At 63.5% G+C, this 17,370-nt stretch carries 15 protein-coding genes and 1 pseudogene; 12 read left to right on the top strand and 4 right to left on the bottom strand.

What is annotated here, in order from left to right:
• Positions 1–252 precede the first annotated feature (252 nt).
• Positions 253–732, top strand: a complete 480-nt coding sequence (locus tag AB3X99_RS24120; RefSeq protein WP_368602966.1) for a hypothetical protein — start codon at positions 253–255, stop codon at positions 730–732.
• A 108-nt stretch (positions 733–840) separates the two neighbouring features.
• On the opposite strand, the gene AB3X99_RS24125 is transcribed toward AB3X99_RS24120, so the two are convergent.
• Positions 841–1,107, bottom strand: a complete 267-nt coding sequence (locus AB3X99_RS24125; protein ID WP_368602967.1) for a XapX domain-containing protein — start codon at positions 1,105–1,107, stop codon at positions 841–843.
• Positions 1,108–1,394: 287 nt separating this feature from the next.
• Between AB3X99_RS24125 and AB3X99_RS24130 the strand changes: the two genes are divergently transcribed.
• From AB3X99_RS24130 to AB3X99_RS24175, 10 genes and pseudogenes are all read left to right on the top strand, one after another.
• Positions 1,395–2,081 (top strand): hydrolase, encoded by a 687-nt coding sequence (locus AB3X99_RS24130; protein WP_254316560.1) that lies wholly within the window; start codon positions 1,395–1,397, stop codon positions 2,079–2,081.
• Positions 2,082–2,314: 233 nt separating this feature from the next.
• Entirely contained in the window at positions 2,315–2,482 is a 168-nt protein-coding gene (locus AB3X99_RS24135) for a DUF1427 family protein (protein ID WP_254316618.1), read from the top strand.
• Positions 2,483–2,501: 19 nt separating this feature from the next.
• Positions 2,502–4,391 (top strand): amidohydrolase, encoded by a 1,890-nt coding sequence (locus tag AB3X99_RS24140; RefSeq protein ID WP_368602968.1) that lies wholly within the window; start codon positions 2,502–2,504, stop codon positions 4,389–4,391.
• A gap of 1 nt (position 4,392) precedes the next feature.
• Positions 4,393–4,818: a DoxX family protein gene (locus AB3X99_RS24145; RefSeq protein ID WP_368618376.1), complete on the top strand. Its 426-nt coding sequence runs from the start codon at positions 4,393–4,395 to the stop codon at positions 4,816–4,818.
• A gap of 37 nt (positions 4,819–4,855) precedes the next feature.
• Positions 4,856–5,770, top strand: coding sequence for a glyoxalase (locus tag AB3X99_RS24150; protein WP_368602970.1), 915 nt, complete (start codon positions 4,856–4,858; stop codon positions 5,768–5,770).
• Positions 5,767–6,462, top strand: a complete 696-nt coding sequence (locus tag AB3X99_RS24155) for a YoaK family protein (RefSeq protein ID WP_368602971.1) — start codon at positions 5,767–5,769, stop codon at positions 6,460–6,462. The genes AB3X99_RS24150 and AB3X99_RS24155 overlap by 4 nt, the downstream gene beginning before the upstream one ends.
• A 155-nt stretch (positions 6,463–6,617) precedes the next feature.
• Positions 6,618–8,003, top strand: coding sequence for an alginate export family protein (locus AB3X99_RS24160; RefSeq protein WP_368618491.1), 1,386 nt, complete (start codon positions 6,618–6,620; stop codon positions 8,001–8,003).
• A gap of 24 nt (positions 8,004–8,027) precedes the next feature.
• Positions 8,028–8,339, top strand: a complete 312-nt coding sequence (locus AB3X99_RS24165) for a hypothetical protein (protein ID WP_254316556.1) — start codon at positions 8,028–8,030, stop codon at positions 8,337–8,339.
• Between the two features lie 294 nt (positions 8,340–8,633).
• A complete protein-coding gene (locus AB3X99_RS24170) occupies positions 8,634–9,416 on the top strand; it encodes a helix-turn-helix domain-containing protein (protein ID WP_368618377.1) in 783 nt (260 codons plus the stop codon).
• Position 9,417: 1 nt separating this feature from the next.
• A pseudogene (locus AB3X99_RS24175) lies at positions 9,418–9,591 on the top strand (IS110 family transposase); the annotation flags it as partial.
• A gap of 26 nt (positions 9,592–9,617) precedes the next feature.
• Here AB3X99_RS24175 and AB3X99_RS24180 read toward each other — a convergent pair.
• The 3 genes from AB3X99_RS24180 to AB3X99_RS24190 form a co-directional block, all read right to left on the bottom strand.
• Positions 9,618–10,091 carry a helix-turn-helix transcriptional regulator gene (locus AB3X99_RS24180; RefSeq protein WP_368602973.1) on the bottom strand — a complete coding sequence of 158 codons (474 nt, stop codon included), beginning with the start codon at positions 10,089–10,091 and terminating at the stop codon, positions 9,618–9,620.
• Between the two features lie 384 nt (positions 10,092–10,475).
• On the bottom strand, positions 10,476–11,660 hold the full coding sequence (locus AB3X99_RS24185; RefSeq protein WP_368618378.1) for an endo-1,4-beta-xylanase: 1,185 nt from the start codon (positions 11,658–11,660) through the stop codon (positions 10,476–10,478).
• A gap of 239 nt (positions 11,661–11,899) precedes the next feature.
• Entirely contained in the window at positions 11,900–15,688 is a 3,789-nt protein-coding gene (locus tag AB3X99_RS24190) for an autotransporter outer membrane beta-barrel domain-containing protein (protein WP_368618379.1), read from the bottom strand.
• Positions 15,689–16,317: 629 nt separating this feature from the next.
• Between AB3X99_RS24190 and AB3X99_RS24195 the strand changes: the two genes are divergently transcribed.
• Positions 16,318–17,037, top strand: a complete 720-nt coding sequence (locus AB3X99_RS24195) for an alpha/beta family hydrolase (protein WP_368618380.1) — start codon at positions 16,318–16,320, stop codon at positions 17,035–17,037.
• Positions 17,038–17,370 lie beyond the last annotated feature (333 nt).

Genomic DNA, 17,370 nt, shown 5'->3' on the forward strand with positions numbered 1-17,370 from the left:
ACGGCGATGCATGCGGGGGTTTTCGAGCGGGGTTGCTCAGGTGTGGGCTGGCGGCCCAGATGAGCGTGCGAATCCTGAAAGACATCGTGCATTGAGAACACCGGTCCAGTTGCGCGCGCCGATACTGCAACGCAATGCCGACGCGACCGATCCTTGAAAGTCGCGGCTCCGGCCGTTAAAGACCGAAGCAACCTTACCTGGCTTATCTGGCTGACGCTTCACGCGCGGCGATCACGGTGCGGAGACACGACTATGAATCACGATGAAGCTTTGAACCGCGCCACTGCCGACGCGCGCACGATAGATGAAGCGCCTGAGTTCGCCCGCTTCTCGGCGTGGCTGCGCGGGCGCGGAACGGCTGTTGCAAGCGACGCAAGGGCGACCGGGCTCACCGGCGCGTGGACCCGCAGGCTCGTGAAATTCTCGGCGCTCTGGGCGCTGGTCGAGTTGCCCGTTGCGTACTGGAGCGCGGCTGACGACCTGGAGCGCGCGGCGCTCGCGGCGTCGACGGTGATCTGGCTTGCGATCGTGGTTCGCGTGCTCAAGGGCGGCGTAACGGCGCGCGGGGTATTCGTTTTTCTCTGTGCGCTCAGTCTCCTTGCCGTCGCGCCCGCGCTGCCCGCCGAATACGCGAACTTTCGCATCGCGTTCTGGCTCTCACTCGTGGAATGTGCTGTGAAATGCGGGCTGTTCGTGGTGTTCGTCTCGCGCTATATCGCTATGGAGCCGTGAGCACGAGAGCCGCGGTAGACCGAAATAGGCAAAACGCATGGCGTCATAGATCATTATGACGCCCGTATGTCACACAGAAAAAGCGATTGCCAGGACGCCTCGTGAAGATTATCGATCTTCCTTTCCTGCATCGGGGATACGACCGCCGGGCAGCGCGCCAAACATGTGCTGGCTGCATTTCGCCTCACGCCATGCTGCACCGGGCTTGAGCCCCGATATGATTCGCCTCGCAACGGGCAGTATCTGCTCTCCAGCCAGAATGCCAAGCAGGCCTACCAGAGCAATAGCGGGAGGGGCGGGCGATTGCACGCCGATCAGACTGTAAACGACCCCCGCAAGAATGCCTGCGAGGAGTGAAAATAAGTATGCGTTCATCGGACGATTTCCCTGTGTCGCAGTGAAAGTGATATTCGATAATGTTCGATAAAGGTATCAGATTGCTTTTGGATGGAGGAGGCTAATTCAGAATACTTCAGGAAGTTTGCGCTGGCCGGGAATTCAACATCAGATCTCTTCAGAATTCTTCAGAGCCACTGGCTGGTGATTGCGTGTCAAATGGCGGCTAGCTGGAGTGTCGAACTCCAGGCAGAAGACAGACGGAAATTCGGCTGTCCCGCCCAAGAGGCGGTCTACCTATTCCTCGATCAAAGGACGCAAGCACCATGAGCAACGCCAAACTTGAAGTACTCACCCCGCAAAACAGCCAGATGATCTTCATCGATCAGCAGCCGCAAATGGCCTTTGGTGTTCAGTCGATCGACCGCCAGGTCCTGAAGAACAACGTCGTTGGGCTGGCCAAGGCGGCGAAGGTCTTCAACATTCCCACCACGATCACGACGGTCGAGTCGGAGAGCTTCTCCGGCTATACGTACCCGGAACTGCTCGACGTGTTCCCGGACCACAAGCTGCTCGAACGTACGTCGATGAACTCGTGGGACGACCAGAAAGTGCGCGACGCGCTTGCCGCGAACGGCCGCAAGAAGGTGGTCGTTGCCGGTCTGTGGACGGAAGTCTGCAACACGACCTTCGCGCTGTGCGCGATGCTCGAAGGCGACTACGAGATCTACATGGTTGCCGACGCATCGGGGGGCACCTCGAAAGACGCGCACGACTTCTCCATGCAGCGCATGATTCAGGCCGGCGTCGTGCCGGTCACGTGGCAGCAGGTCATGCTCGAATGGCAGCGCGACTGGGCGCGCCGCGAGACCTATGACGCCGTGATGAAGATCGCGAAGGAGCACTCGGGCGCGTACGGCATGGGCGTCGATTACGCGTACACGATGGTTCACAAGTCGCCGCAGCGCACGTCCGCGCCGCATGAAATTCTCCCGGCGGTTCCGGCCCGCTGATCGGCGTCTCTGTGATTGTGGACATTGATGCGGCGCGCTCCAGGCGGGGGCGCCGCGTCTTCTTCCACTAGTTGGCAGCGTGCTCGCGCTGGGTTCGGGATTCGATGAATCTCCGGCGCGCCTGTCACATCAATCAGGACAACCAACCGATGCCGGAACTGCTGCAAACGGAACCTCCGTGGGTTCCCCGGCAGCCATGTCCCGCATTCCAATCCGACCGCGAGGCCGACCGCATGGAATCTTATCTGGTGTCACTGGGCGCGGGCGTGCTCATCGGCGTGATCTACAGCGTGATCAGGGTCCGCTCGCCCGCGCCGCCGCTGATCGCCCTGGTTGGCTTGCTGGGCATGGTGATCGGCGCGCAGGCCGTTCCCGCCCTGAAGCCGCTGCTGGGTCTTTAATCAACGTGAGGAAACGCCCGTGAGCGCAACCGACAGCCACCCCGATCTCATTCTTCATAACGCACGCATCACCACGCTGGACCGCTCCAACCCGCTCGTCAGCGCCGTGGCCATCGCCAACGGCCGCTTCGTCGCGGTTGGCGGCGAGGCGGACGTCATGCCGCTCGCGGGACGCGGCACGCGCGTCATCGACTTGCAGGGGCGCCCCGTGCTGCCCGGCCTGATCGACAATCACCTGCACCTCATCCGCGGCGGCCTGAACTACAACATGGAACTGCGCTGGGACGGCGTGCGCTCGCTCGCCGTTGCCATGGAGATGCTCAAGCAGCAGGTTGCGATCACGCCCGCGCCACAATGGGTGCGCGTGGTCGGCGGCTTTACGGAGCACCAGTTCGCCGAGAAACGCCTGCCCACGATCGAGGAACTCAACGCGGCCGCGCCGGACACGCCCGTGTTCATCCTGCACCTGTACGATCGTGCGCTGCTGAACGCCGCCGCGCTGCGCGTGGTGGGCTACACGAAGGACACGCCGGAGCCGCCGGGCGGCACGATCCTGCGCGACGCCACGGGCACGCCCACCGGCCTGCTGCTCGCCAATCCGAACGCGACGATCCTCTACGCGACGCTCGCCAAGGGGCCGAAGCTGCCAGCCGAGTACCAGTACAACTCGACGCGTCATTTCATGCGCGAACTGAACCGCCTGGGCGTGACGGGCGCGATCGACGCGGGCGGTGGTTCGCAGAACTATCCGGACGACTACGAAGTCATCCGCAAGCTGCACGACGCGGGCGAGATGACGGTGCGCATCGCGTACAACCTCTTCACGCAGAAGCCGGACGCGGAAAAGGAAGACTTCGTGAACTGGACGCAGAGCGTCAAGTATCACGATGGCTCGGATTACTTCCGGCATAACGGCGCGGGCGAGATGCTCGTGTTCTCGGCGGCCGACTTCGAGGACTTCCGCGTGGCGCGCCCTGAATTGCCGCCGGAGATGGAGGGCGAGCTCGAAGGCGTCGTGCGCGTGCTCGCGCAGAACCGCTGGCCGTGGCGTCTGCACGCCACTTATGACGAAACCATCAGCCGCGCGCTGGACGTGTTCGAGAAGGTCAACCGCGACATTCCGCTCGAAGGGCTGAACTGGTTCTTCGATCACGCGGAAACCGTTTCGGATCGCTCGCTCGACCGCATCGCGGCGCTGGGCGGCGGCATCGCCGTGCAGCACCGCATGGCGTACCAGGGCGAATATTTCGTCGAACGATATGGTGCGCGCGCGGCCGAGGCCACGCCGCCCGTCGCGAAGATGCTCGCCAAAGGCATCAAGGTCTCCGCGGGCACCGACGCCACACGCGTGGCGTCGTACAACCCGTGGGTGTCGCTTGCGTGGCTCGTGAGCGGCAAGACGGTGGGCGGCCTGCGCCTGTATCCGCAGCGCGATCTGCTCGATCGGGAAACGGCGCTGCGCATGTGGACCGAGTACGTCACGTGGTTCTCGAATGAAGAGGGCAAGAAGGGCCGTATTGCGGTGGGGCAGCTTGCCGACCTGATGGTGCCGGACCGCGACTTCTTCGCCTGCGCCGAGGACGATATCGCCGACACCACAGCGCTGCTTACGGTGGTGGACGGCCGGATCGTGTGGGGCGCGGGTCCGTTCTCGGAGCACGACGCGCCGATCCCGCCCGCGATGCCCGACTGGTCGCCGGTGCGCCAGTACGGCGGCTACGGCGGCTGGGGCGCGACGCAGCAGACTGGCGCGCCATTGCAGCGCGCGGCCGCGGCGGCGCTATGCGCCTGTGCGAGCGCGTGCAACCTGCATGGCCATGCGCACGGGAGCGCATGGGGCAGCGCGCTGCCGACCTCGGATGCGAAGGGCTTCTGGGGCGCGTTCGGTTGTTCGTGCTGGGCGATCTGACGTGGCGGCGTTCACGGGCCGGGGCAACCCGGCGTGGATTCGCGCGTTGCTTGCGCAGCCATGGGTTGCGCCGCTCGTGCGCGTTGCGCTGGTTTCCGCATGGCTGATCGGTGGCGTGGACAAGCTGCTGGACTTCGACGCGGCCATTGCGGAGCAGGCGCATTTCGGCCTGCATCCGCCCGCGCTGTGGGCCGCGCTTGCGATCGTGGTGGAGATCGGCGGCTCGCTGTGCGTGGTGTTGCGCCGCTTCACGTGGCTCGGTGCGGGCGCGCTGGGTGTGCTCACGCTCGTGGCCATGCTGGTCGCCAACGACTTCTGGAACCATACGGGCGCCGCGCATTTCATGGCGCTGAACAGTTTTTTTGAGCACCTCGGGCTGATCGCGGCACTCGTGCTGGCCACGCTGCTGGAAGATATCCGCGACTGACCGGCACAAACCAATGATGAAACAAGGAAATCCGACGATGAAAGCACTTCGTTCCGCACTGCTCGCGCTGATGGTGGCGGGCGGTCTTGTCGCCGCACCCGCGTCGTTCGCGAAGCCGCCTGTGATGGAGTCCGAAACACCGGCCGTGGCCGTCGGCCCGCAGTACGATACGACGCACGTGTACGTTGCCCCGGAAGACTTCGACCGCTTCACGGACAGCTTCGTGGCGACCTTCGGCGGCAGCAAGTCAAAACAGGGCGTGTTCCAGGTCACGCCCACGCCGAGCCAGACAATGTCGCAGCTCGTGTTCACACCGTCGGGCACGATCTCCGTGTTCGGCTTCAAGACGCCGGTGCCGTATCCCTTCGGCTCGGAGCGTACCGGCTACCTCGTGACTGACATGGACGCGGCAGTGAAGGCGGCGCGCGCGCATGGAGCGGACGTGATCGTCGACACCTTCCCCGATCCGATCGGGCGCGACGCGATCATCTCGTGGGCGGACGGCGTGAACATGCAGCTTTACTGGCACAACCAGGCCCCGCACTACGACGCGCTCCAAATGGTTCCCGAGAACCGTGTGTACGTTTCGCCGAAAAGCCTGCACAAGCTGGTGCATGACTTCGTGAAGTTCTCTCACGGCAAGGTGGTGTCCGATGAGGCGAAGGCGCCGGGCGTTGAAATCGGTCGGCCGGACGAGACGTATCGGCGCGTGCGGATCGAATCGGGCTTCGGCAAGATGACCGTGCTGGTGACGGACGGCCGTCTGCCGTATCCGTTCGGGCGCGAAACGACGGGCTACGAAGTGGCGAATCTCGACGAGACGCTGCAAAAGGCCCAGGCCGCGGGTGTGAAGGTGCTGGTGCCGGCGTTCACCTCGGACGGTCGCAACGCGGCGATCGTCCAGTTCCCGGGCGGGTACATCGCCGAAATCCACGCCAACGCGGCGAAATGAAATACGAGGACACGATCCTGGCGGCGGTCGCGGGCTTTGTAGACACGCTGAGTTTCGTGGCGCTGTTCGGACTCTTCACCGCGCACGTCACGGGCAACTTCGTGCTGATCGGCGCAGGCGTGGCTGGCTACGGGCAGGGCGTGCTCCTCAAGCTGATCGTGTTCCCGGCGTTCGGCGCGGGCGTGGCAGGCAGCAGCCTGCTGTTGCGCTCGCTCAGCGGGCAGCACGCGCGCCAGGGCGCGCGCCTGCTTCATGCGGTGCAAGCAGTGCTGATGCTCGGCTTTTGTCTCGCGGGCGTCTGGGCATCGCCGGTCAGCCAGCCCGACACGCTGCCGGTGGTCGTGGCCGGCGTGCTCGGCGCGTTCGCGATGGGCGTGCAGAACGCGCATCCACGCCTGATCGTGCGGGCCGCCGTGCCGAATACGGTGATGACGGGCAACGTCACGCAGGCGATTCTCGACGTCGTGGACATGGTGCACACGGGCGCGCCCGAGAGCCTGCGCGCCGCGGCGCGCGCCCGGTTCGCGAAGATGATGCCGGCCATCGCGGCGTTTGCGGCGGGGGCGGTGGGCGGCGCGCTCGGCCTGCGCTACGTGGGTTTCTGGGCGCTGCTCGTGCCCGTGTGCGCGCTGGCTGCGCTCGCGTTGACCACCGGAGAGCACGAGCGCGCGGCAACCGCCGACCCGGCATAACGCGAACGAATCGAAGCGGCGGGGCGCCTGCCCTTCGTACGTCTCGCGAAATCAAACACACGCCGTCAACGGCAAGGAAAAACATGGTGTCGAGCACGACGCGCGGGCGTCGAAAGAAAAGGGCCGCGGGCGTTGCGGCTGCCGCCGGGCTGCTGATGATGAGCGCCCATGCGGCATTCGCAGAGACGGGAACGAACGCGCCGGACAATACGCCCACGTGCGACGTCAAGCGCCCCGTGCCTGGCTTCAACCGCTGGCAGGAAGACTGGGGCGTGCTCGCGAATCCGTGCCTGCCGCGCAGGCCATTCGACGGGCTCAAGTACATCCCGCTTTCGAAGAGCGATCCCACCTGGTATCTCTCACTGGGTGCGAACCTGCGCGAGCGTTTCGAACTCAACAACACGCCGCTCTTCGGTCTTGGCAGCGCGCGGCCCGACAGCTGGGTGATCCAGCGCGCCGAAGTCCACGCAGACGCACACTTCGGCGAGCACGTGCAGGCATTTTTCCAGCTCGAAGACGCGCGGCCATTCGGTAAGGACTCCGTCACCCCCGTGGACAAGAACCCGCTCGATATCGAGCAGGCATTCGTGGCGTTCGTCTACGGCGTGGGCGGCGGCACGTTCAAGGCGCGCGTGGGCCGGCAGGAAATGGCGTTCGACTTGCAGCGCTTCGTTTCCGTGCGCGACGGCCCGAACGTGCGCCAGGCCTTCGACGCGCTGTGGGCTGACTACGAGATCGGCAAGTGGCGCTTCATCGGCTACCTCACGCAGCCCGTGCAGTACCGCGACACCGCCGTGTTCGACGACGTCTCGAACGGTCACCTCACCTTCAGCGGCGTGCGCGTGGAGCGCGCGAACACGGGGCCGGGCGATCTCTCGGCGTACTGGTCGCGCTACGAGCGCGACAACGCGCGATTTCTCGATGCGAGCGGCAAGGAGCGGCGCGACGTGTTCGACGCGCGCTACGCAGGCAAACAGGCACAGTTCGACTGGGACGTGGAAGGCATGGTGCAGACCGGTCGCGTGGGTGCCGATACGGTGGGCGCGTGGGCATTCGGTGCGCTGGGCGGCTATACGCTCGCCGCGCTGCCGGGCACGCCGCGTCTCGGGCTCCAGGTTGACGGCGCATCCGGCGACCGGCATCCCGGCGACGGCCGTGTGGAAACGTTCAATCCGCTTTTTCCGAATGGTTACTACTTCACGCTGGCTGGCTACACGGGTTACAGCAACGTGATTCACGTGAAGCCTTCGCTCACGTTCAAGGTGACGCCGAAGGTGACGCTGCTCACGGCGCTGGGCTTCCAGTGGCGTGACACGACGGCGGATGCGGTCTACGGCCAGGGCACGGCGGTGGTGCCGGGTACGGCGGGCAAGGGCAATCGCTGGACGGGCATGTATGCGCAGGTGCGCGCGGACTGGCTGGTCAGCGACAACGTGGCACTCGCACTCGAAGCGGTGCATTTCGAGGTGGGCGATTCGCTGCGTGCGCTCGGTGCACGCAATGCGGATTATGTCGGCGTGGAAGCGAAGTTCGGCTGGTAATGAAGGGTATCGACAGGGGGCGCCATGAGTACGCATCTGCATGAACTGGAACTCGCGCGGTTGCGTGCCGCCGTGCGTGCGAATCTCGACGACGCGCGCGTATGGCGCTGGTACGCGGATCTTATGGAGGACGAGCGTGTGAGTTGCACGCGCACACGCGACGGCTGGCAGATCACCATCGATGGGCGCTGCACCGTGGAGGACGAATCGTTCGATCGTGCGGTGCGGCTTGCCGCGCGCACGTGGCTCGATATTCCGCGCGCGCCGCTCACACTGCGCCGCCGTCGCAAGCGCGCGATGAAGCCAGGCGTGGCGCTCTTTCCACAGATCATCTAGTGCGACTGTTAGCCATAGGCAAAGCACCGACGCTGTGCGCTTCCATTCGCTGCGGCTCGCTATGACCGGCGCCAAACAGCGTGGGGAACATCACACGCCGCCGCAGCGGTTATTTCGATTTGGTAGACTCTCGAACACCATCCTTGGTTTCTTCGTCCAGCCCCTATGAGCGCTACCCAGCCGGACTTACCGTCCTCCGATTTCATTCCGGCAGACGTACGACAGAGGGTGGGCAGCCAGGTATTGCCCGGTGGGCAAATGGGCATTAGCCGGCTGAAGAGCGCGCGCCGGAACATGGGGCGAACCGCGCCATACGAACTCGAGAACGCCGATCTCATCGTCTTGCAATTGCGCGCTTTCGGCGAACAGGAATTATGGCTCGACGGGCGTCCCGCACCGTTCGTGCCGTATGACGCAGGGACTGTGACGGTCCACGACCTCGACCGCAATTGGGTGGCGGACCTCAAGGGCGTATTCGATTGCATTCATTTTCATCTGCCCCGCGAGTCGCTCGAGGAGACGGTCGATGACGTTGGCGGCCGCGGACGCCCACAGCTTTATCTGCCGCCTCATCGAAGCGTCGTCGATCCTGTGATCCACGGTCTTGGTCAGGCGTTGCTGCCCGCGCTGGCTCGACCGGACGAAGCGACCCAACTCTTCGTCGATCACGTGGCGCTCGCATTCCAGGCTCACGTCGCACACCAGTATGGCCGCGTCAACGCGCGCAGGGACAAACTGCATAGCCGGCTCGCGCCGTGGCAGGAGCGTCGCGCGAAGGAACTGCTGCTGGCGCACCTGGACGGGAAGATCTCGCTTGCCGACGTGGCGCGCGCATGCGGCTTGTCGCGTGGCTATTTTCTTAAGGCTTTCCACCAGACGACGGGACTGCCGCCTTATCGCTGGCTCGTCAGTCAGCGCATCGAGCTGGCCAAAGCGTATCTGCGCGATGCTCAGATGCCTTTGAGTGCGATTTCGCAGGCTTGTGGCTTTGCGGATCAGAGCCATTTCACGCGAAGCTTCACGCGGGTCACGGGCGTGAGTCCTGGACGGTGGCGCTTGGGGGCTCTGTCGCAATAACGCGGTCCGGTATGATGTGCCGCAGGCCGTGCTTGCGCTGCATCGTCGTATGCGTCAGCAACTCGTGAAATTCCGCACGATGCAGTTCAACAGTCTTCGCGGGCTGTTGAGCGAGTATGGCGAAGTGATGGGATGCGGTAGGGCAGCGCTCGACAAGGCAATAGTCGAGATTCTGGAAAGGTTGTCAGGGGCGGGCATTAGTCACGTAGTCAAGGTCATGACCGGCGCTTCGTTGGCCAGCCACGAGGTAGGTGTTTTTCCGACGAGTCTTCTGAAGACACGCGTGAAATGCGCTTGATCGCTGAAGCCATATCGTTGCGCAATCTGCGCGATCCCGTCATGGAGTTCAATCAAATCGATCTGCGCGGCGGCAATGCGAATTCTTAACCTCCATTGATGGGGCGTATATCCAACGCTTCGCCTGAAAATGCGAAAAAAATAGGATTTCGACAAGTTCACGGAAACCGCAATATCTGTCATTGAAAGCTCGGCAGTCGTATCGGCTTCCAAAGCCTGTAGAACGCTGTCAAGCCATGGAGGCGGTGGTTCCGGAAGTGCCGCAGTCGGACCTTGTGTGGTTCTTTTCGGCTTAATGCTCATCGAGTTCCCCTCGAATTGTTTTTCTTCACAGATGGCACGAGCGGCAGTGTGCCTCATTGGAAGGGAAATTTGCATATACGTAAAATCAATACATCCTTGAAAAAAAATCAAGAATCGGCCGACTGGGTTTCGCTGTGTCAGGTTGGGTGATGTCCTCTCTAATGAGCGGATCGGAAGCGCCCGCGTGCCATTTTCTGGCCTGTCCAGGCGATTGATTTTGCTGTGTGGGTAGGATGATGGGTACGGGGTAGTGCGGTCGGGTGGGAGTCAAACCTGGCGCGGCTTCGCCGGCAACTGAGGAGTCGGCTGCCTTCCGCCACATGGGCCTTCCGGCCTGCTCCGATCTCTCTTCCGATGGCCCCCAGACGACCGCATTCTGTTCGAAGCTCTCTCGCCGCAATATGACGGATGCCTGGACGTCGGCGGAAAGATCGTGGACTATCAATTTCGCCATCCGCCTTACGGCTGCCACGACGAATCGGCTATTGCCCAGAACGCGGCTTTCGGTTTCAGGTTCGCGTCGAATAGCAGCGGCAGATTGGTACGCGGCACCGGTATCGAGGTCAGCCACGTGTGCTTGTCCGAATAGCCCCAGAAGCTGACGGCCTTGATGCTTGGCTCGTGCTCGAACAGATCGAACACCGCGCGATACCGCTGCGCCTGCGCACGCATCACGTCGTTCGGCACCGGTTGGCCGAGATCGGGCAAGCACGCAGGCGGATGGCTCCAGCATGCGCCCGGGTCGCTGTAGAGACTGACATCGAGTTCCGTCACCTGGTTTTCGAGTCCGAGGGCGGCGACGTCGTCGAAAGCCTGCTTCATATTTTGCAGCGGCGGCCAGTTGATGCTGATATGCATTTGATGCCCGACGCCATCGATCGGCACGCCCTGAGCACGCAAATCGCGTATCACGGAGAGCAGCTTCGCGCGCTTGGCCGCGTCGTCCGTGCTGTACTCGTTGATATAGAGCTTGACGTCAGGGTCGGCCGCACGCGCGGCGCGGAACGCAATTGCAATGTAGTCCTTGCCGAGCGCGCGATACCACGGGCTGTCTTCGCGATAGACCTGATGCGGGTCGTCGCTGATGACTTCGTTCACGACGTCCCATGCATAGACCTTGCCGCGAAAATGCGTGACGACATCGGTCACATAGCGTTGGAGCCGTGCCGCGACGATATCGTGATAATGCGGATCTTTGGCGTCGCCTGCAAAGAACCAGTCCGGCGCCTCTGTCCATTCGCCGCTCCTGTAATGCCACACCAGCGTGTGCCCACGCACGGCCAGGCCATGCGCCTGCGCGAACGCCACGATCTGGTCGGCCGGCGCGAAGTTGTACTCGCCTGCGGCCACGCCTATCGTGCCCGGCTTCATTTTGTTCTCGGCGGTCAGGCTCGAGAACTGGACGGCCAGCAGCGCGGCATCGGCGGGACTGTCGATGGAATCGGGTTCAATCGCCGCGCCTACCTTGAAATGCGCGGCCATCACGCTTTTCAGTTGCGGCACGGCTTGCGTGGGAGCGACTGCGAGCGGCAATCCATCGGGGGTGGCAGCCGTTTGGTTGTGCGCGCAACCTGAGATCGACGCAATCGTGAGCAATGTGACGCCGGCGTACAGTGCACGCACGGCGACTCCCGATGGACGCATTCCCGTCTCCTTATAGTGATGTGCCTGGCCAGAAAGCATGTTTGCGTACCATGCGACGTTACCGGTAACGTCGTGGGATGTTAAACACCGGACTTCAAGGTTGCCATGCGGGGTTTACCTGACGCGCGCGAGGTGCAGCGGCGGCCTTTGACGAGAGAACGAGAACTGCGCATCGATGTCGAGTACGCGCGACATAGACTGCGCCGCTCGACACGTCGCAGCGCTAGTTACAGCGTTACCTACCAAAGAAAGCGCACGCCGAGATCGCCCTCGACGCCACTGCGGCGGACATTGCTACTTCCACTTACGGCGAACTGGTAGCCGAACTGTCCGTAAAGGTTCAGCCGATCCTTGATCCTGGCGGTGACACCGCCGGCGAGCTCGAGCCGCGTGGCCTGCACATTCAGCGGCACCGGTTCATTGCCGAAGGTCGTGGTGGCCTGGGCATTGAAATCCCGCCACAGGTTGGCACGCATATAGGGCTGCCATACCGCTTCATGGCTGCCTTCGATGGTCCATTTCGCGCGCACGCCGAGACGGCCAGTCGCGCCCGACGTGCAGCCGAGGGACACGTCGCCCAGACCGTCGTTCGTGTCGGAGAACGACACATGCTGCCAGATGATTTGCGCCTGCGGCTCCAGCTCGAAACCCGGGCCGAGCGGCAGCGGGATCGGGTAGCCACCCTCGAGGGATGTCACGAAGCCCGTACCCTGAACCGGCAGATTCGCGAACTGCGTGGTCGCGGCGCCGTCGTAGTGCGTACCCTGCACGACTGCATCGAGATACCAGCCGCTGGGGCCGTAGTGCGTCCAGTAGCCACCGCCTGTGTAGGCATTCAGATGCATCGAGCCGGTGTGCTCCAGCACGTATCCGGTTGTCGCGGCGTTGGTGACGAGGCCATCGACATCGGCACTGCCGTAGCCGTATGCAAAGTAGACGCCTGCCGCATCGCGATGGCCGGGCAGGAAGCTTCCTCGCCATACGTCGAGACCCGTCTGCAAGCCTCCGACTCCGCCGCTCGCGCGCGGATCGGCGTAGGCCTCGTAGTGGTTGTCGATCTGGCCGCCGAACACGCGTCCCCATGCGGAGCTTGCCCAGCCCGAACCGCCCGCTGCGCCGCTCTGCGTCGTAAGCGTGTCGCCGATGCGCTCATGCAGCGTCCCGAGCATCTCGACACCCATCTGCCGGGCGACCGGTTGCACGACGCCGTAGGTGGCGAGTTCCGGCCCGATGATCGGGTAGATGCCAGGCGGCAGCGGATCCGGTGGGGGCCCGGTGCCGGTTCCCGGTTCCAGTTCCTCTTCGCCTCCCCCCGGTGGAGGCGGCACGACGAACGAGGAGCGCAGAAACCAGTCCTCGGGATTGCTGCTGTTGAGGCCACCGCGAAACAAACGATAGTCTTCCGCGCCACCGCGCGCCTCGCCAGCGAGCGTAAAGGCATCCGACGCCGTGGTGCCACCGTTGGTTGTCTCGACGACGAGAATGCCGTTGCCCGTCGTCAACCCACCGGAGCCGCCGGCGTTCGTGACGCGTACGGCTGAAGGGTCGGCGCGGCCGCCGTTGATGACGAGCTTGTCCGACGGCGAGCCATCCAGACCGAGGAACGTGCGCAGCGCGAGCGTGCCGCCGGCCCCCACATAATTTTTGACGGTCATCACACCGAATTGCCCCGCTGGGAGACCGAAGCCCGGCTCAACCGTTCCGGCATTGGTGACGGTGTTCAAGTCCGTTCCTGCCCCGCCCAGGGTTCCGTTCGCTTCCACATTGACCGGCGACTGCAACGAGCCGGTCAGATTGAGCACGCCACCGCGAACGTTGGTCACACCGGTATAGGTGTTCTGGCCGGACAATGTGAGCACGCCGTTGCCGACCTTGGTCAGCGCGCCGCTTCCCGAGAGCACGCCGGACCATGTCGCGCCGATGCCGTTGGTGTCGATGGTCGATGTCGTGCCGCCGACCAGCGTTGCGTTGACGCCTGCGTTCAGCGCCGAACCCACCACCTGGATCGTTCCACCGCCGAGGTTGAATGCATACGTGCCGCCCAGATTGTTGAAGTCGCCGAACAGCGAATTCCCGCCAATCTGCAGTGTCCCGCCCAACAGCTTGTACGTACCGTTGCCGGCCGCCGCGAGGAACAGTCTCGACCCGCTGCCGATTGCCAGGGTGCCGCCGGTCTGGTTGATCGTACCGGTGCCCTCGCTACCCGTCGACGCGACGTTCGAGCCGAGGAACAGCGACCCGTTGGCCACGTTGAAGGTGCCGCCGCTCAGGTTGAGCGTGCCGTTGCTCGGGTTGCCTTGCGTATTGCGCCCGAGCGTCACGAAGTCGGTGACGCTGTTGCCGAACGTGACCGTTCCGCCCATCAGGTTGTAGGTGCCCGTTCCGCCCTGATTGCCGATATTCAGCGACACCGGCGTGCCCGGCGTACCGAAGACGACGTTGCCCGCGGTCTGCGTCACCGTGCCTGTGCCGCCGAAGTCGCCGACCTGAAGCGCGGAGTTGAACGTGAGCGTGCCGCCGCCCACGTTCAACGTGCCCGACGACGTCGATCCGGGCACCTGCGTCGCCAGCGCATTGCCGAGGCCCAGCGAAAGATAGTCGATCGCGGCGCTGCCGCTGGTGAGCGCCAGTCCGCCGCCCACGACAAAAGCCGAGCCGGCCTGAATCCGCGCGCCGTTGATCGTGAACGTCCCTGTGCCAGTCTTGACCAAGATGCCGTGCAGCGCGTCGTTCACCGTGCCGGTATTGACGATCGTGCCGGAGAAGGTGGTGTTCGTGTTATCGGTGCCAACCACCAGGATGTTCGTGCCATCGATCACGGTGCCGCTGCCGGACAGGTTCGGCAGCGGCACGACACCGGTCGGGATCCCCGGTATCGGCGTGGTCGTGACGCCCGAAATGTCGAAGGTGCCGTTGTTCAACATCCCGCTGGTCAGATTGATGCTGCCGTTGCCGGTCAGCGCTAGCGTGCCGGCCGAGATGGTCGTCATGCCGGTATAGGTGTTCGCATTGGTCAGCGTGAGCACGCCGTTGCCGGCCTTGGTCAGCGCGCCGCTTCCCGAGAGCACGCCGGACCATGTCGCGCCGAGGCCGTTGGTGTCGATGGTCGATGTCGTGCCGCCGACCAGCGTTGCGTTGACGCCTGCGCTCAGCGGCGAACCCACCACCTGTATCGTTCCGCCACCGAGGTTGAATGCATACGTGCCGCCCAGATTGTTGAAGTCGCCGAACAGCGAATTCCCGCCAATCTGCAGTGTCCCGCCCGACAGGTTGTACGTACCGTTGCCGGCCGCCGCGAGGAACAGTCTCGACCCGCTGCCGATTGCCAGGGTGCCGCCGGTCTGGTTGATCGTACCGGTGCCCTCGCTACCCGTCGACGCGACGTTCGAGCCGAGGAACAGCGACCCGTTGGCCACGTTGAAGGTGCCGCCGCTCAGGTTGAGCGTGCCGCTGCTCGGGTTGCCTTGCGTATTGCGGCCGAGCGTCACGAAGTCGGTGACGCTGTTGCCGAACGTGACCGTTCCGCCCAACAGGTTGTAGGTGCCCGTTCCGCCCTGATTGCCGATATTCAGCGACACCGGCGTGCCCGGCGTACCGAAGACGACATTGCCCGCGGTCTGCGTCACCGTGCCAGTGCCGGCGAAGTCGCCGACCTGAAGCGCGGAGTTGAACGTGAGCGTGCCGCCGCCCACGTTCAACGTGCCCGACGACGTCGATCCGGTGCCCAGCGAAAGATAGTCGATCGCGGTGCTGCCGTTGGTGAGCGCCAGTCCACCGCCCACCACGAAAGCCGAGCCGCCCTGGATCGTCGCGCCGTTGATCGTAATCGTCCCGGCCCCGGTTTTGACAAACTGGCCTTGTAGCGACACGGGATCGCTCGCAACGCCAGCGTTGTTGATCGTGCCGGAGAAATCGGTGTCGGTGCCATCGGTGCCAACAATCAGGACGTGGTTGGGGGGAGTGTCGATGGTTCCGCTCCCGGAGAGATTGGGCAGTTCAGTGGGTATCTGCTGTGCCAGCGCCGGCACGGGTGACAGGCCCAGGAGCCAGATGGCATGTAGGATGCTGAGGGGGTTGAGCCGCTGATGCCGCGTCGTCAGCGATGTCGCCAATTGACCGCGCGCGACGCCTGCAAAAGTGTTTAACGATGCGCGACGAATCGATCTTGCAGCCATGCCAGCCCCTCCAATACCCGCCGGTGGAAGCTTGCCAGGTCAGACGAACTCGACCTCGACCTTGGGAGACCGACCCATCGACGATAAATGTTGGACAGCGAGGCCCCGAACAGTCATTGCCCTACTAGTTGTGCCCTGTCGGTTGAGTTGTAATTAAGCCTCGCTAATAATAGGTAGGCAGATCGAATTGTCAAGAAGAAACCCGGAAGGATTCGATTGCGAATCTACCATCTCCTAAACACACGTGAACGCAACCAAAATGCATGCTATTCAATATGTTTGCATTCAGTAAATTGGATACCTAAATATTATTAGCGGTGGCGACGATTGGCCGCTTCGCCCTTTAAATGAACTGCCCTTCGAGAACCTCCTTTGACGCTGATTGCAGTGTCGTAACAGTTCGCTGACAATGATGCAGGCGTGCAATTACACCGCTTGATGCAGAATCGGCGCAATGGCCACAACGACACGACCTGAATACCATGGACGACCCAGAATCGCTTTCCCTGGCACTGCCCGACGGCACCAAGGTCTCTGCGCTCCTCCGAGTGCCGGAGGACGCGCGAGCCCTGTATGTCTTCGCGCACGGTGCCGGGGCGGGCATGCAGCATGCCGGCATGTCGACATTGGCCGACGCGCTTGCGTCGGCCAATGTCGCCACACTGCGCTACCAGTTTCCGTACATGGAGCGGGGCTCCAGGCGGGTGGACTCGCCGGCCGTGGCACATGCTGCCGTGCAGGCAGCAGTCGCAGAGGGCCGCCGGCGGCTGCCAGACCTGCCGCTCTTCGCGGGCGGCAGGTCGTTCGGCGGCCGCATGACGTCCCAGGCCCAAGCCATCGCACCGCTCGACGGCGTGCGTGGCCTCGCTTTCGTCGCATTCCCGCTGCACCCGGCGGGCGCGCCCGGCGTGGAGCGGGCACGGCACCTGGCGGACGTCACGGTGCCGATTCTCTTCCTGCAGGGCACGCGCGACAAGCTGGCCGAGCTTCACCTGCTGAGGTCGGTCGTCGAGACACTGGGGCCACGCGCCACGCTGCATGTGGTGGACGACGCAGATCATTCGTTCCACGTGCGCGCGTCCTCCGGCCGGACCGACGCGGAAGTCGTGCTCGAGTTGGCACGGACGATGTCGGCGTGGTTCTTCGCCGAAGGAGAGTTCGTGCCAGGTACCTGGTCCAGCAAATCAGGCGCGAGTCGATAAATCTACAAAGACTTCAACTGAACCGAAGACCGGGTAGAGCCCGATTGGGAGTGCGTGAAGGTCCGTTCGTCGGGGCGACGCGGGGGTACGTTCCTACGGTTTAGATAGGAATACTTACTCAAGGACCACATTGAATGTCGATTTTCAGGAAAACTAAAACTCATGAAGCCTGCGAGGAGTCGCGCAGATCGGGGCGCGGGTAACAGGCGAGGGCGCCGGAAGACCGTGTACTGTCCCGAGGCGTCCCGATTGGACGCTCCCATGCGGGCGGCGTGCGTCGCGGAGCCGCCTTGCCGTCCGCGATATTTCCCGGCGAGCTTGCAGATACGGCTC

Source organism: Paraburkholderia sp. BR10882, from assembly GCF_040948855.1.
Taxonomy (GTDB): Bacteria; Pseudomonadota; Gammaproteobacteria; order Burkholderiales; family Burkholderiaceae; genus Paraburkholderia; species Paraburkholderia nodosa_A.

Excerpts from the sequence above, each read along its gene's own strand:
- AB3X99_RS24125 (WP_368602967.1), bottom strand. The coding sequence starts at position 1,107 with ATGAACGCATACTTATTTTCACTCCTCGCAGGCATTCTTGCGGGGGTC.
- AB3X99_RS24165 (WP_254316556.1), top strand. The coding sequence starts at position 8,028 with ATGAGTACGCATCTGCATGAACTGGAACTCGCGCGGTTGCGTGCCGCC.
- AB3X99_RS24195 (WP_368618380.1), top strand. The coding sequence starts at position 16,318 with ATGGACGACCCAGAATCGCTTTCCCTGGCACTGCCCGACGGCACCAAG.
- AB3X99_RS24185 (WP_368618378.1), bottom strand. The coding sequence starts at position 11,660 with ATGCGTCCATCGGGAGTCGCCGTGCGTGCACTGTACGCCGGCGTCACA.
- AB3X99_RS24130 (WP_254316560.1), top strand. The coding sequence starts at position 1,395 with ATGAGCAACGCCAAACTTGAAGTACTCACCCCGCAAAACAGCCAGATG.
- AB3X99_RS24120 (WP_368602966.1), top strand. The coding sequence starts at position 253 with ATGAATCACGATGAAGCTTTGAACCGCGCCACTGCCGACGCGCGCACG.
- AB3X99_RS24180 (WP_368602973.1), bottom strand. The coding sequence starts at position 10,091 with ATGCAAATTTCCCTTCCAATGAGGCACACTGCCGCTCGTGCCATCTGT.
- AB3X99_RS24150 (WP_368602970.1), top strand. The coding sequence starts at position 4,856 with ATGAAAGCACTTCGTTCCGCACTGCTCGCGCTGATGGTGGCGGGCGGT.
- AB3X99_RS24170 (WP_368618377.1), top strand. The coding sequence starts at position 8,634 with ATGGGGCGAACCGCGCCATACGAACTCGAGAACGCCGATCTCATCGTC.
- AB3X99_RS24160 (WP_368618491.1), top strand. The coding sequence starts at position 6,618 with ATGATGAGCGCCCATGCGGCATTCGCAGAGACGGGAACGAACGCGCCG.
- AB3X99_RS24135 (WP_254316618.1), top strand. The coding sequence starts at position 2,315 with ATGGAATCTTATCTGGTGTCACTGGGCGCGGGCGTGCTCATCGGCGTG.
- AB3X99_RS24155 (WP_368602971.1), top strand. The coding sequence starts at position 5,767 with ATGAAATACGAGGACACGATCCTGGCGGCGGTCGCGGGCTTTGTAGAC.